This is a genomic window from Enterobacter cloacae complex sp.6700776, assembly GCF_048284255.1.
GTDB lineage: Bacteria > Pseudomonadota > Gammaproteobacteria > Enterobacterales > Enterobacteriaceae > Enterobacter > Enterobacter intestinihominis.
On sequence record NZ_JBLVYK010000175.1, the window covers coordinates 1 to 302 of the forward strand.

Here is a 302-nt window from a genome sequence, read left to right on the forward strand (position 1 = left end):
GTGTGATTTGGTTGGTCTACCTGCCGGTCGCGTTGGGCGCCTGTTGGCAGGTGGCGCGGCAGGGTCATGCCATCGGTTGGTTGGTCGCTTTGTCCATCATCGTCAACTTGCTGACCTGGGGTCCTACGGTCTTCGTCGTCTGGGCTCCCTTTGCCTTGCCGATTGAGGCGGTACGACCGCCAGGGCTGTTGGTTTCGCTGGACGCCCTGACCTTGCCGCTGATCGTGATCGGCACGATGGTGGCTCGCGCCCGAGAACAGACGCTGACGGCGCGTCGCATCGCCGCCCAGGAGGTACAGGCG

Annotated in this window: 1 protein-coding gene; it reads left to right on the forward strand. The window is 64.2% G+C overall.

From position 1 onward, the window contains the following. Positions 1 to 302: hypothetical protein (locus tag ACNQ0T_RS23770; RefSeq protein ID WP_417930451.1), on the forward strand; the 302-nt coding region annotated here is incomplete at both ends.